This is a genomic window from Kutzneria chonburiensis (genome assembly GCF_028622115.1).
Taxonomy (GTDB): Bacteria; Actinomycetota; Actinomycetes; order Mycobacteriales; family Pseudonocardiaceae; genus Kutzneria; species Kutzneria chonburiensis.
Genome location: NZ_CP097263.1, coordinates 3,650,899 through 3,664,064, shown reverse-complemented (window position 1 = coordinate 3,664,064; position 13,166 = coordinate 3,650,899). Strand labels below are relative to the sequence as shown.

General features: G+C 69.2%; 11 protein-coding genes. 7 read left to right on the top strand and 4 right to left on the bottom strand.

What is annotated here, in order from left to right; genetic code table 11:
- Positions 1-2: 2 nt before the first annotated feature.
- The 4 genes from M3Q35_RS16320 to M3Q35_RS16305 are packed head-to-tail and all read right to left on the bottom strand — an operon-like array spanning position 3 to position 6,011.
- A complete protein-coding gene (locus M3Q35_RS16320; RefSeq protein ID WP_273942647.1) occupies positions 3-1,493 on the bottom strand; it encodes a glucoamylase family protein in 1,491 nt (496 codons plus the stop codon).
- Positions 1,490-3,460 carry a glycosyltransferase family 2 protein gene (locus tag M3Q35_RS16315; protein WP_273942646.1) on the bottom strand — a complete coding sequence of 657 codons (1,971 nt, stop codon included), beginning with the start codon at positions 3,458-3,460 and terminating at the stop codon, positions 1,490-1,492. Before M3Q35_RS16315 ends, M3Q35_RS16320 begins: the two co-directional genes overlap by 4 nt.
- Positions 3,457-4,785: an HlyD family secretion protein gene (locus tag M3Q35_RS16310; RefSeq protein WP_273942644.1), complete on the bottom strand. Its 1,329-nt coding sequence runs from the start codon at positions 4,783-4,785 to the stop codon at positions 3,457-3,459. The genes M3Q35_RS16315 and M3Q35_RS16310 overlap by 4 nt, the downstream gene beginning before the upstream one ends.
- Positions 4,785-6,011: an NAD-dependent epimerase/dehydratase family protein gene (locus M3Q35_RS16305; protein ID WP_273942643.1), complete on the bottom strand. Its 1,227-nt coding sequence runs from the start codon at positions 6,009-6,011 to the stop codon at positions 4,785-4,787. Before M3Q35_RS16305 ends, M3Q35_RS16310 begins: the two co-directional genes overlap by 1 nt.
- A 373-nt stretch (positions 6,012-6,384) precedes the next feature.
- Between M3Q35_RS16305 and M3Q35_RS16300 the strand changes: the two genes are divergently transcribed.
- The 7 genes from M3Q35_RS16300 (at position 6,385) to M3Q35_RS16270 (ending at position 13,050) form a co-directional block, all read left to right on the top strand.
- The gene (locus M3Q35_RS16300) at positions 6,385-7,086 is read left to right on the top strand and encodes a phosphoadenylyl-sulfate reductase (RefSeq protein ID WP_273942642.1); all 702 of its coding nucleotides are present in this window, start codon (positions 6,385-6,387) and stop codon (positions 7,084-7,086) included.
- 49 nt (positions 7,087-7,135) lie between these two features.
- Positions 7,136-8,053, top strand: a complete 918-nt coding sequence (gene cysD / locus M3Q35_RS16295) for a sulfate adenylyltransferase subunit CysD (RefSeq protein WP_273942641.1) — start codon at positions 7,136-7,138, stop codon at positions 8,051-8,053.
- Positions 8,053-9,315 (top strand): sulfate adenylyltransferase subunit 1, encoded by a 1,263-nt coding sequence (locus tag M3Q35_RS16290; RefSeq protein ID WP_273942639.1) that lies wholly within the window; start codon positions 8,053-8,055, stop codon positions 9,313-9,315. Before cysD ends, M3Q35_RS16290 begins: the two co-directional genes overlap by 1 nt.
- Positions 9,312-10,337 carry an ABC transporter substrate-binding protein gene (locus tag M3Q35_RS16285; RefSeq protein WP_273942638.1) on the top strand — a complete coding sequence of 342 codons (1,026 nt, stop codon included), beginning with the start codon at positions 9,312-9,314 and terminating at the stop codon, positions 10,335-10,337. Before M3Q35_RS16290 ends, M3Q35_RS16285 begins: the two co-directional genes overlap by 4 nt.
- The gene (locus tag M3Q35_RS16280) at positions 10,334-11,098 is read left to right on the top strand and encodes an ABC transporter ATP-binding protein (protein ID WP_273942636.1); all 765 of its coding nucleotides are present in this window, start codon (positions 10,334-10,336) and stop codon (positions 11,096-11,098) included. Before M3Q35_RS16285 ends, M3Q35_RS16280 begins: the two co-directional genes overlap by 4 nt.
- A complete protein-coding gene (locus tag M3Q35_RS16275) occupies positions 11,085-11,951 on the top strand; it encodes an ABC transporter permease (RefSeq protein WP_273942635.1) in 867 nt (288 codons plus the stop codon). Before M3Q35_RS16280 ends, M3Q35_RS16275 begins: the two co-directional genes overlap by 14 nt.
- 175 nt (positions 11,952-12,126) lie before the next feature.
- Positions 12,127-13,050 (top strand): RICIN domain-containing protein, encoded by a 924-nt coding sequence (locus M3Q35_RS16270; RefSeq protein WP_273942634.1) that lies wholly within the window; start codon positions 12,127-12,129, stop codon positions 13,048-13,050.
- Positions 13,051-13,166: the final 116 nt, after the last annotated feature.

Here is a 13,166-nt window from a genome sequence, read left to right as displayed (position 1 = left end):
GGTCAGCCCGGACCGACCAGTCCGTGGATCGAGTACCGCTCCATGGACAGGTACGGGAACAGCAGCTTGGCGTACGGGCCGGCGGCGAAGTAGCCCTGCAACCGGTCCTGGTTCACCGCGTTGTCGACGGCCATCATGATCGCGGTCTGGCTGATGGCCATGAACCGCGGCGCCAGTGTGCCGGTGGCCGCCTCGACCGCGTCCAGCAGCCCGTACTGGTTGTAGATCATCGGGTAGCGGGTGATCAGCTGGCTGATGTTGTCGAAGGCCTGCTCGGGGATGATCGGCACGGCCAGGAAGGCGGCCGACGGCGTGATCACGTCGTCCGGCACCGCGCCCTGGTTGATGGCCAGCTCGGTCGCCCCGTAGTTGGTGTAGCGCTGATTTCCGGTCGGCGAGGTGGCCGCGGACCAGCCGAAAACCGTGGTCTTGGCGCCGTACTGGCCGTACGCGCCCTGGGCCAGCGCGGTGTTCCGGTTGTTCATGCCCAGGCTCTGCGGGGCGAGGGCCTGCTCCGGCACCACCATGGCCGGCGCCAGCGCCTGGTACATGCTGCCGCCGAAGGTCGGCACGAACTTGATCCGGTCGTAGACGTAGTGGCCCTCGAAGATGGTGTACGGCTGACCGTCCTGAGGATCGCTGTACGTCCGGTTCTGGCCGGCCGGCACCTGCCGCTGCCGGTGGTCGGCCGGCGGCGTACGGGCCAGGCCCCACCACAGGTGTCCGGGCACCTTGCCGCTGCCGATGGCGATGTAGTCGGCGATGCGGGGACCGGAGTACATGTTGTCGTAGGTCGAGTCGGAGTAGGTGCCGCCGACCTGGAATCCGTTGTACAGCACGTTTCCGCCGGCGTTGTACAGGAAGTCCCACTGCATGGCGTCCAGCAGCGCCTGGAAGCCGGCGGTCAGCGCCGGGAACGCCTGCCCGGCGGTCACCATGCCCTGGGCCAGCCAAGCGTTGTCCACAGTGGACACGTAGCCGTTCTTGATCGGACGGCCGCGCGGCGCCTCGATGGCCTGCCCGGTGGTCGTGCTGTACCAGCGGAACAGGAAACCGTTGTACTTGGCCAGCTTCTGGATCCGGGCCAGCACGGCCGCGGCTTTGTCCTGGGCGTGGTCGTCGAGACCGAGGTCCTTGGCCGCCGCGATGGCCGTCAGGTAGTTGCCGATCAGCGCCGGATTGGTGTACTGCTGGTCGGCCGTGGCCGGCGCGAGCTCGACCGTGCCGGCGGGCCGGCCGGCCAGCAGCACGCTGGCCAGCGGCAGGCTGGTCGCCGGATCAACGCCGGGACCGGACAGCAGCCGCCAGGTCCGCTGGCCGACCTCGCGCAGGAAGCCGAGCTGGCTGTCGGTCAGGTGGGGCGTCGGGTTGGTGATGACGGTGTCGTCGGCGGCGACCGTCTGCCAGGAGTCGTTGACCTGTGGTGCAGCCGTGGCGGCGCAGGCGCCGGTGAGGGCAACGGCTGCAACGATCAGGCGATGCAGTCGGTTCACGAATCTCCATTCGTCAGGTAGCGCGGCGTGAGCACCGGCCAGGCGATGTCGGGGTTGGGGACCGCACGGCGGGCGGTGCGCCACACCGGCCGCACCGGGCGGGTTCGCAGCAGCAGCAACGCTTCCAGGTTGGCCAGCCGCTTGACGATCACGAAACCGAGGAACAGCGGCCACCACAGCAGCGACCGCCACAGCCGGCGGTAGCACAGCGCGCAGACCGTCACCACCAGCATGGGTAGCTTGGCCAGCACGAAAAACGCCAGCAGGCGGATCAGGTTCTGCCGGTTGTCGGGCTCGAACACCGCTGCCGGCAAGGCGAACAGGTAGGCGGCGAACTGCATCGGCTGCACGATCCGCCGGGCGCCCTTGAAGAACTCGGCGAACCAGAAGCGGGGGCCGGCCGAGCCGGCGGCCGGCGGCACGAACCGGGCGAAGTTGTAGATCGAGCCCTGGCTCCACCGTCGTCGCTGCAATCGCAGCTGCGCCAACGATTCCGGCACGTCCTCGTAGGCCCAGACGCGCCGGTCGTACACCGCGCGGTAGCCGATGCGGGCGAGGCTGCACGTGAAGTCGATGTCCTCGCCGAGCATGCCCTCCGGCCAGCCGCCGATCTCCAGCGCCGCGGTGCGCCGCACCGCCGTGTAGTTGCCGGGCACGCACGGCTGCATGTCGACGACCGCGTAGGCCAGCCGGGGCAGGCCGAAGCCGGCGGCCAGTTCGAGCGAGCGCATCCGGTCGACCCAGGTGTGGAACGGGAACTTGGGCAGCATGAACGCCCCGACCAGGCCGATCCGCGGATCGGCCTGGAACCAGGGAATGCTGAACCGCAACACGTTCGGATGCAGCTCGCAGTCGGTGTCGTGGCGCACCACGTAGTCCGCGGTGCACCGCGTCAGCGCCAGGTTGAGGGCGGTTGCCTTGCCGGTGTGGGAACCGGCGATCACCGTGCCCTGTAAGGCGGTCGCACGCGCCATCGCCTCCTCGGCCAGTCGTCGGGTGTCGTCGGTGGAGCCGTCATCGCAGAGGATCAGGTGCACCGGGCCGCCGTAGGCCGCGGCGGCCCGGTCGACGCTGCGCACCCAGGCGACGATGTTGGTCTCCTCGTTGAACGCCGGCCCGATCACGTCGACCGGCGGCGGGTTCGGCCCCGGCTGCGGCAGCCGGCGCCGGCCGACCACGCGCAGGACGGACAACATGATGTAGAGGCCGAACTTGAGATAGACCGGAATGGCCAGCAGCAGGAAGGTGTACGCCATCGGGTCGTCGCCGATGAGGCTGACGACGTAGGCCGCGCCGGCAGCGACCAACACCGACACCGCGGCCATCGACACGATGGTGATCACGGTGTCGAACGTGTCGCCGGTGCGCCGGATCGGCACCTGTGTCGGCCGTGGCAGCAGATACGTGGTGAGTGCCAGGCGCATCGCCATCACGTACGCGATGCCGTAGTGCATGAGGATACTGACCAACGGGAAAGGTCCCAGCGGCAGGGTGAACTCGATGCCGACCACGCCGAGCGCGGTGTCCGCGGTGAGCGACGCGAAGATCGCCAGCGGGGCGTGCAGCACGATCAGCAAGCGCCGCAACGGACTGGCCCGTACACACAGCGCCAGCGCCACCGTGAAGGCGAGGAAGCTGATCGGGATCACCGGCCGCAGTTGGGTCACGTAGCTCGCGACGACACCGGGCAGCGGCACCACCGCCGTGACAGCGCGTCCGATCGCCCACCTGTACGAAGTGGACAGATCGGGAGTGCGGATGCTGTTCAGCACCAGGCTTCCGCCCAGACAGATCACCACGAACGCGGCGACCCGCCGCAGCGACGGCGGGTGCGGCTTGGGCAGCCGCACCACGTTGCCGACGCCGCGGTCGGAGTCGTCGTACTTGCGGCGCAAGGCATGCACGACCAGCACCGCGAGCAACGCGATGTTCAGCACCAACAGGGCAAGGCCCGCCCAGCGAATCATGGGAAGACCACGCTCAGGCTCATGCCGGGCGTCGTGCCCTCGGGCCAGTTCGCCACGGTCAGCCGCACCCCGTACTCCACCGAGCCGGACTGGTCGATCGGCATCGGGATGACCTGGTCCACGGTGCCGTCCACGGTCTGTCGTAACGCATTCACCGTTACGCGAGCCTTGGTGCCCGGCTTGAGCTTCGGCATGGCCGACTCGGCGACCTGGGCCACCGCGTCGCTTTCCGAGCTGACCAGCGTGACCAGCGGGTGCTGGTTGGCGGTGCCCGGATTCTGCGTGGAGTCGGTGCCGGCGGCCGGCGGGAACAGGCTGAACGCCGGCGCCTGGGCCGGCTGCATGGATTGTGGCCCGGCGAACCCGTGCACCCCGGTGGTGCCGTCGAGCTCGCCGGGCACGCCGCCGACGTTGGCGATCACACCGTCGATGGGGGAGGTCAGCGTGAGCTGATCGAGGGTGTGCTGGGCCTGGTCGACGTCGGACTGCGCGGACGCCACCGATGACTGGGCGGCGAACAGATCGGCCGGAGACGCCGGTTCCCCGGCGGCCGCGCGCTGGTTCTGGGTAATGGCCACAGTGGACTGTGCGGCCGTCACGGCATTCAGGGCCGTGTCCCGCAGCTGGGCCGTGGATGCCTTGGTGTGGGTCAGGTTCGCGTTGGCCGTGCTGATGGCCGACGCGTCCTTGCGCACCTGCGCCTGGAGATTCGCGCAGTATGTCTTGTCCGCGTCCGCGTTGGTGGCGCACACCGAGTTGTACTGGCTGTTGTCACTGTCGTATGTGGACTGTGCGTCCGTGACGGCCTGTTGTGCCTGGGCCACTTCGGCATTCGCCGTCACGGCCGCGTCGCCCGACGCCTTCTGCGCGCCGGCCAGCTGTGCGTTCGCCTTGGCCACCTGGAGGTCCAGGTTCTGCTTGGCCGTGTCGGTCAACGCCGGCGACTGCAAAGCGGCCAGCTTCGCCTGTGCCGCAACGAGAACCGCCTTGGCGTCGGCCAGCGTGGCCTTGGCCACGGCCTGGTCCTGGGTGGCCAGCGGCTGGCCCTTCTTGACGTGTTCACCGGCCCGCACCATGACGTCCTGGATCCGGCCGGTCTGGGTGAAGTCCAGGTTGAGCGACTGCTCGGGCTGCACCGCGCCGACGAAGCTGCTGCGGGCCGAGACATCGGTGTAGGTGAAGTACGCCAGGACCGAGCCCCCGGACAGAATGGCCACCGCGACCAACAGCTGCCGGACCGACGAGTGCGGGAACTCCTTGCGCACCAAAGGGGAGAGGTCGGCCGCCGCGTTCATGCCGCGGACCCGGGCCTGGCCGCGGGCCATCAGTCGACCGCCACCGGCTGCCGCACCGGAAGTTCGGTCAGCAGATCGGGTGCGACGGCCATGCCCTCGCGCCACACCGACCGGCAGACGATCTTCGACGGGTCGACACGGTCGGCGTACCGGACCGCGATGTCCGTGCACTCCTCCAGCAAACCCTCGGACAGGGTCGTCGGCTTGAGGCCGAGCGCGAGGAACCGGTCGTTGCGCACGACCAGGTCGTTCTCCACCGCTTCCTGCCGCGGATTGGGCAGGTTGGCCACCTCGACCCCGGTCATGGCGCTGACCAGGTCGGCCAGGTCGCGGACCCGGTGCGTCTCGGTGATCTGGTTGAACACCGTCGGCTTGGCCCCGGGCTCGGGCGGGTTGTTCAGCGCGATCTCTATACACCGCACGGTGTCCCGGAGGTGGATGAACGCACGGGTCTGCCCGCCGGTGCCGTGCACGGTCAGCGGGTGGCCGATGGCCGCCTGCATCAGGAACCGGTTCAACACGGTGCCGTAGTCGCCGTCGTAGTCGAAGCGGTTGACCAGCCGCTCGTCACGGGCGGTCTGCGGCGTCTGCGTGCCCCACACGATGCCCTGGTGCAGGTCGGTCACGCGCAGCCCGTCGTTGTTCGCGTAGAAGGCGAACATGAGCTGGTCCAACGTCTTCGTCAGGTGGTAGACCGAGCCCGGGTTGGCCGGGTGCAGGATCTCGCGGTCGAGGTCGCCGTCGGGGGTCGGCACCTTGACGGTGAGGTAGCCCTCGGGGATCGGGGCCGAGCCGGACCAGCCGTAGCCGTACACGCCCATGGTCCCCAGGTGCACCAGCGCGGTCTCGCCGCCGGTCGTGACCAGCGCGGTCAGCAGGTTGTGCGTCGCCCGCACGTTGTTGTCGACGGTGTAGCGCTTGGCCCCGGTGGACCGCATCGAGTACGGCGCGGCCCGCTGTTCGGCGAAGTGCACCACGGCATCCGGCCGGAGTCTCGTCAACACGGACACCAGGCGGTCGTATTCCGTGGCGAGGTCGAGGCGGATGAAACCGATGTCCCGCCCGGAAAGCTGGCGCCACACCCGTAACCGCTCGCCCAGCGGGCGGATCGGGGTCAGCGAGTCGACCTCGAGTTCCAGGTCGATGGCCCGCCGGCTCAGGTTGTCGAGAATGGTGACGTCATGGCCGTTGTCGGACAGGTGAAGGGCCGTCGGCCAACCGCAGAAGCCGTCTCCGCCCAGAACAAGTACACGCATCGAGATGCACCCCTCGAGTTCCGTACAGGGTCCGTCATGGCGCGGCGGTGGCAGGGGGCCGCGCGGACGGTGGAGGACGTCGGCGAGAGAGCGTCAGGGTCCGCCGGCCGGAGCGAGTTATATAGGAAACTTTCTTAACTCGGTCACGGACACTATTCGCATACGTGGATCCCGTCAAGCCGACCGGACGGCCGCAGGCCGGCCGCGAAGCCGTTGCCTGGAAACGATTTCAGTCTCTGACCTGCGACATGTCGCCGCGACGGGTCACCCTAATGGCGGGGGTTGACGGCCAGCGCGGGCCGGGCCTACGCTCCGGCCCACAGTAAGGAAAGTTTCCTAACAAATTGGTCACTCCCATGGAGGAGGGCCCGCCATGGACGCTCGCCCGCGCGCCGAACTCCGGCGCATCGCCGACCGAGCCGCCGCAGAACTGCACGACGCCACCGCCGCGGAAGTACTCGGCTGGGCCGGCCGGACCTTCGGCGACCGGCTCGCCGTCGCCTCGTCGATGGCCGACACCGTGCTGGTCGACCTGGCCGCGCGGCACGCTCCCGGTGTGCACGTGCTCTTTCTCGACACCGGCTACCACTTCCCGGAGACCATCGGGACCCGGGACGCGGTGGCCGCGACCTACCCGATCACGCTGGTCACGGTCGTCCCCGAGCAGACCGTGGCCGAGCAGGACCGGTGGTACGGCCCGCGACTGTACACCCGCGATCCGGACAAGTGCTGTGCCCTGCGCAAAGTCGCCCCGCTGGACGGGGCACTGCGGCACTACGACGCGTGGGTCACCGGCATGCGCCGGGACGAGTCGCCGACCAGGGCGGACACGCCGGTGGTCGGCTGGGACGACCGCCGCGGCCTGATCAAGATCAACCCGATCGCCGCGTGGACCGCGAACGACATGGCGGAATACGCTGTGCGGCACGGGGTTCTGCTCAATCCGCTGCTGTCGGACGGCTATCTGTCGGTCGGCTGCCGCCCGTGCACCACGCGGGTGGCGGCCGGCGCCGACGCGCGCAGCGGCCGGTGGGCCGGCCGGGCCAAGACCGAGTGCGGCCTGCACAGCACGTGACCACAATCCGGCGGAACCGCCGCCCGCCGCGACCGAAAGGGGTTTCGGTGTGAGGGCGACGACCCGAGCACGACACATCCTCTCCCACCTCGACACCCTCGAGGCCGAGTCGGTGCACATCCTGCGCGAGGTGGCGGCCGAGTTCGAGCGCCCGGCGCTGCTGTTCTCCGGCGGCAAGGACTCGACGGTGATGCTGCACCTGGCCCGCAAGGCCTTCGCCCCGGCGCCGATCCCGTTTCCGCTGTTACATGTGGACACCGGGCACAATTTCCCGGAGACACTGGAGTTCCGCGACCGCACGGTGGCCCGCTTCCGCGTGCGGCTTCTGGTCGCCGATGTCCAGTCCTACATCGACGCCGGCGAGCTGAGGGAACGTCCCGACGGGACCCGCAATCCACTGCAGACCCTGCCGCTGTTGCGGGCCATCGAGGCCAACCGGTTCGACGCCGTGCTCGGCGGCGGCCGCCGCGACGAGGAGAAGGCCCGGGCCAAGGAACGGGTTTTCTCGCTGCGGGACGACTTCGGCCAGTGGGACCCGCGCCGGCAGCGGCCGGAGCTGTGGCGGCTGTACAACGGGCGACACCGGCCGGGCGAACACATGCGCGTCTTTCCCTTGTCCAACTGGACCGAGCTGGACGTATGGGGCTACATCCGGGCCGAGGGCATCGAGTTGCCGGAGATCTACTTCACCCACCGGCGCACCGTCTTTCTCCGCGACGGCATGTGGCTCGCGCCGGGGTCGTGGGGCGGGCCCGGTGACGGGGAGCCGGTGCAGGACCGGATGGTGCGGTACCGCACCGTCGGCGACATGTCCTGCACCGGCGCCGTCGACTCGCCGGCGTCCTCTGTGGACGAGGTGATCGCCGAGATCGCCGCGTCCCGTGTCACGGAACGGGGTTCCAGCCGCGCCGACGACCGGATGTCCGAGGCCGCCATGGAGGACCGCAAGCGGGAGGGCTACTTCTGATGACCACCACCGAGCTTCCCGCCGGCGACCTGCTCCGGCTGGCCACCGCCGGCAGTGTCGACGACGGCAAGTCCACACTGGTCGGACGGCTGCTGCACGACACCAGCGCGGTCATGCCCGATCAGCTGGAGGCCGTGCGTCGGGCCTCGCTCGGCCGGGGACTGGCCGAGGCCGACCTGGCCCTGCTGACCGACGGCCTGCGCGCGGAACGGGAACAGGGCATCACCATCGACGTCGCCTACCGCTACTTCGCCACGGCCAAGCGGCGGTTCATCCTGGCCGACACGCCGGGACACGTGCAGTACACCAGGAACATGGTCACCGGCGCCTCGACCGCCGAGCTGGCGGTGATCCTGGTCGACGCCCGGCACGGCTTCGTCGAGCAGACCGGCCGGCACACCGTGGTGTCCGCGCTGCTGCGGGTTCCGCACGTGGCGTTGGCGGTGAACAAGATGGACCTGGTCGACTACGACGAGCGGATCTTCGCCTCGATCGCCGCCGAGTTCAGCGACTACGCCGGCAAACTGGGCGTGCCGGACATCGTCGCGATCCCGATGTCCGCGTTGTGCGGGGACAACGTGGTGACGCCGAGCTCGCACATGCCCTGGTACGCCGGGCCGACGCTGTTGGAGCACCTGGAGTCCGTGCCGACCGTGGGTGAACCGGAGGCGACTCGACTACCGGTGCAGTACGTCATCCGTGCGACCGATTTTCGTGGCTACGCCGGACAACTGGCTTCCGGCCTGCTCCGAGTGGGTGACCCGGTGGTCGTGTCCCCGGCCGGGCACCGCACCCGGATCGCCGGCATCGAGATCGGCGGCACGGCGGTGGACGAGGCCTTCGCGCCGCAGTCCGTGCTGGTACGGCTGGCCGATGCCGTGGATGTGGCCCGTGGTGACCTGATCACTCCGGTGTCGACGATGCCGGAGCCGACCGACCGGCTCACGGTTGTCGCCTGCCAGCTGGCTTCGCGGCCGCTGAGGGTGGGGGACCGGGTGCTGGTGCGGCATACCACCCGTACCGTGCGGGCGTTCGTCGAAGCGGTCGAGGAGCGGCTGGACGTGCACGACCTGACCGTCGACAACCCGATGGACACCTTGTACACCAACGAGATCGCACTGGTGTCGCTGCGAACGGGCGAGCCGCTCGCGGTCGACACCTACGAGTTCAACCGGCACTGCGGCGCCGTCCTGCTCATCGACGAGGCCGGCGGCGACACGCTGACGGCCGGAATGGTGGGCGTGCCGCCGTGGTGGCCATGAAGGGGTTCTTACCGGTCGCGGCCGTCGGACTGCTGCTGGCCGGCTGCGCCGCCGCCGCTCCCGACGATCAACTGCGGCTGGGATACCTGGGCAATCTCACCCATGCCACCGCGATGGTCGGCGTGGCCAACGGGTTCTTCCAGAAGTCGCTGGGGGACACCCGTCTCACCACGCAGGTGTTCAACGCCGGGCCGGCAGAGATGACGGCGCTGCTCGGCGGCCAGCTCGACGCGGCCTACGTCGGCCCGTCCTCGGCGCTGAACGGGTATGTCCGCAGTCACGGTCAGGCCCTGAAGATCGTGGCCGGTGCGACCATGGGCGGCGCCGAGCTGGTTGTCCGCGCGGGCATCGACACGCCGGCGCAGCTGCGTGGGAAAACGCTTGCCACGCCCCAGCTCGGCAACACGCAGGACGTCGCCCTGCGCTACTGGCTCAGTCAGCACGGCATGAAGACCACGCCCGACGGCGGCGGTGACGTCGCGGTTCGCCCGCAGGACAACGCCACCACCCTCGACCAGTTCCGCGCCGGCAAGATCGACGGCGCCTGGCTGCCCGAGCCGTGGGCATCGCGGCTGGTCATCGAGGCGCGGGCGACGGTGTTGGTGGACGAGAACGACCTGTGGCCGGGCGGCCACTTCGCCAGCACGGACCTGGTGGTGTCGACCAAATTCCTGCGCGAGCATCCGGACACCGTGCGGCGGCTGATCGCCGGAGAACTGGCCACCAACGACTGGATTGCCGGGAATTCCGCCCAGGCCGCGAAAACCGTGAACACCGAGTTGCGGCGGCTGACCGGGGCGGCGCTGACCGAGCCGGAGATCTCCCGCGCCTGGGACGAGCAGCAGGTCACCGAGGACCCGCTGGCCTCGACCGTCGGCGTGCAGGCCGACCACGCGGTGAGCGTCGGGCTGATGTCGGCGACCGACCTGCGCGGCATCGTGGACGTCGGGCCGTTGAACGCGGAGCTCGAGGCCGCGGGCAAGGTCAAGGTCGACGACGCCGGCTTGGGGGACAGGCAATGACCGTCGTAGCCCCGAGATCGACCCGTACGGCCGTCGCCCTGCACGGCGTGGGCAAGTCCTTCGACACCGGGCCGCCGGTGCTGGAGGACATCTCACTCGAGGTCCGGTCCGGCGAATTCGTCTGTCTGCTGGGCGCTTCCGGCTGCGGCAAGTCGACGCTGCTCAACCTGATCGCCGGTCTGGACACGCCCACCGCCGGCCACGTCGAGCTGGCCGGCGGCCATGCGGCGCTGATGTTCCAGGAGTCGGCGCTGTTCCCGTGGCTGACGGCCGCTCGCAACGTGGAGCTGGCGCTGCGCCTGCGGGGAGTGCCACGCAAGGAGCGGCAGGCCGAGGCCCGGCGGTTGTTGTCCTTGGTGCGTCTGGAACAAGCCCGAAACAAACGGGCCCACGAGCTGTCCGGCGGCATGCGGCAGCGGGTGGCGCTGGCCCGGGCCCTGGCCCAGGGCAGCGAAGTGCTGCTGATGGACGAGCCGTTCGCCGCGCTGGACGCGATCACCCGGGACGTGCTGCACGAGGAGCTGGTGCGGCTGTGGCAGACCGCCGGCTTCAGCACGGTGTTCGTCACGCACAACGTGCGTGAGGCGGTGCGGCTGGCTCAACGTGTGGTGCTGCTGTCCTCGCTGCCGGGCCGGATCGCGCGGGAGTGGACGGTGGACATCCCGCATCCCCGGCGGATCGAGGATCCGGCGGTGGCGCGGCTGTCCGTGGAGATCACCGAGCATCTGCGGGAGGAGATCAGCAGACATGGCCAGACCTGAGCCGAACGGACTGGCCCGGCTGGAGGCGGGCCTCGACCTGCTGTCCGGCGCGCGGGCCGCGCCGCGGCGAAGACTTCGTCAACTCCTGCTGCCGCCGCTGGTCGCTATCGCGGTGGTGCTGCTGGGCTGGCAGGGCCTGTATCTGGCCGGCGTGCAACCCGACTGGGTGTTGCCGGGTCCGGGCGAGGTATGGCACTCGCTGGCCACCGCGGCCGGCCGGGGCGAGGTGTGGTCCAGCATCGGCAACAGCCTTTCCCGTGGCGCGCTGGGTTTTCTCGTGTCGGTGCTGATCGGCACGCCGCTCGGCGTCGTGGTCGGGCGAAGTCAGCCGGTGCGGACCGCGGTCGGGCCGATCCTGTCCGGCCTGCAGAACCTGCCGTCGGTGGCGTGGGTGCCGCCCGCGGTCATCTTCTTCGGAGTCACGCCGGCCACCATCTACACGGTGATCCTGCTCGGCGCGGTGCCGTCCATCGCCAACGGCCTGGTGTCGGGGCTGGACCAGGTGCCGCCGCTGTACCTCAAGGTGGGTCGGAACCTCGGTGCGAAAGGCTTTTCTGCGGTGGTGCACGTGCTGCTGCCGGCGGCGCTGCCCGGCTATGTCGCCGGATTGAAGCAGGGCTGGGCCTTCGCCTGGCGCTCGCTGATGGCCGCCGAGATCATCGCCACCTCGGCCTCGCTGGGCCACGGACTCGGACAGTTGCTGAAACAAGCCCAGGACACCAACGACATGGCGCTGGCCTTCGGCACCATTGCGCTGGTGCTCGTGGTGGGCATCGGCGTGAACCAGCTGGTGTTCGCCCCGGTGGAGCGGCATGTGCTGCGAGCACACGGTTTGGCCCGCAAACGTCCATAGTGGATAGTCACGTGACCGGTTTCGGATCACCTCTGTCCGGATCACTCCGTTCGGGGGAACCCAGGCTGAAATTGTTAGGAAGGGTTCTTTACTAAATGGGGTGACGGGTCGTAAGCTTCGTGTCACCGCCGCCTTCGGAGTCCTGGCGCCCTGCCAGTCAGCTACGGAGGCAACCATGAGGAGACGAGCGATCGTCCCCGTCCTGACGTCCGGTGTGCTCGCGGCGTTCGCCGTCATCGCCATGGTGCTCACCGGAGTTGTGCCGGCGTCGGCCGCCGCGCCGCACGCGTCCCAGCAGACCTTCCTGACTTTTTACGGTTGGTGGGACAACACGCCGCCCGGTGGCGACATCTCGCACCCGGTCAAGCACAAGACCGCCGGCGGCGTCGGCACCTTCGACGACCCGATCACCTTCGCCACGTCCACCAAGGAGGTGAAGCCCGGCGGCAAGATCTACGTGCCGCGGGTGGGCAAGTACTTCATCATGGAGGACGACTGCGACGAGTGCAATTCGGACTGGAACGGCAAGGGCCCCAACGGCGGACCCAAGCTGGCCCACTTCGACCTCTGGCTGGGCGGCAAGGGCGGCGACCCGTTCAAGGCCATCCAGTGCGAGGTCGCGCTCACGCACTACAACAAGGACAACACGCCGACCATGGAGCCGGTGATCGTCGACCCGGACGCCAACCAGAAGGTCAGCAAGGACCCGATCTTCAACACGAGCACCGGCGAGTGCTACGGCGGCGCGAAGCCGACGATCACGGTCGGCCCGTACAAGAACCCCGCCTCGGCGGTGTGCCTCGACGCGCCGGCCAGTGCCACCAAGATCGGCGTGAAGGCCTGTGACGGCACGGTCAACCAGAACTTCACGTTCGACGGCACCTTCCTGAGCATCCGCAACCTGTGCGCCGACTCCAAGGGCGGCGACATCGCGCTCAAGAAGTGCACCGGCGGCCCGACACAGCAGTGGTCGGCCAACCCGAGCGGCACCATCTCGGACATCCAGACCGGCAAGAAGTGCTTCCGCGCGACGAAGACCGCGGTGACCGCGGGCAGTTGTTCCGGCTCGGCGGCGCAATGGACCTTCCCCGCGGCCTGATCTCTTTCAGGCCAACAAGCCCAGGCAGGGGCGGGACGTCGCCGGTCCCCAGGCGAGTCAGGGTTCGCCTGTGGGGCCGGCGGCGGACTGGGGCGTCCGTCGCCGCCACACACTGC

Bases quoted from the DNA above. Each gene is read 5' to 3' on its own strand.
- M3Q35_RS16275 (WP_273942635.1), top strand. From the start codon at position 11,085: ATGGCCAGACCTGAGCCGAACGGACTGGCCCGGCTGGAGGCGGGCCTC.
- M3Q35_RS16300 (WP_273942642.1), top strand. From the start codon at position 6,385: ATGGACGCTCGCCCGCGCGCCGAACTCCGGCGCATCGCCGACCGAGCC.
- M3Q35_RS16305 (WP_273942643.1), bottom strand. From the start codon at position 6,011: ATGCGTGTACTTGTTCTGGGCGGAGACGGCTTCTGCGGTTGGCCGACG.
- M3Q35_RS16315 (WP_273942646.1), bottom strand. From the start codon at position 3,460: ATGATTCGCTGGGCGGGCCTTGCCCTGTTGGTGCTGAACATCGCGTTG.
- M3Q35_RS16290 (WP_273942639.1), top strand. From the start codon at position 8,053: ATGACCACCACCGAGCTTCCCGCCGGCGACCTGCTCCGGCTGGCCACC.
- M3Q35_RS16310 (WP_273942644.1), bottom strand. From the start codon at position 4,785: ATGGCCCGCGGCCAGGCCCGGGTCCGCGGCATGAACGCGGCGGCCGAC.
- M3Q35_RS16285 (WP_273942638.1), top strand. From the start codon at position 9,312: ATGAAGGGGTTCTTACCGGTCGCGGCCGTCGGACTGCTGCTGGCCGGC.
- M3Q35_RS16280 (WP_273942636.1), top strand. From the start codon at position 10,334: ATGACCGTCGTAGCCCCGAGATCGACCCGTACGGCCGTCGCCCTGCAC.
- M3Q35_RS16270 (WP_273942634.1), top strand. From the start codon at position 12,127: ATGAGGAGACGAGCGATCGTCCCCGTCCTGACGTCCGGTGTGCTCGCG.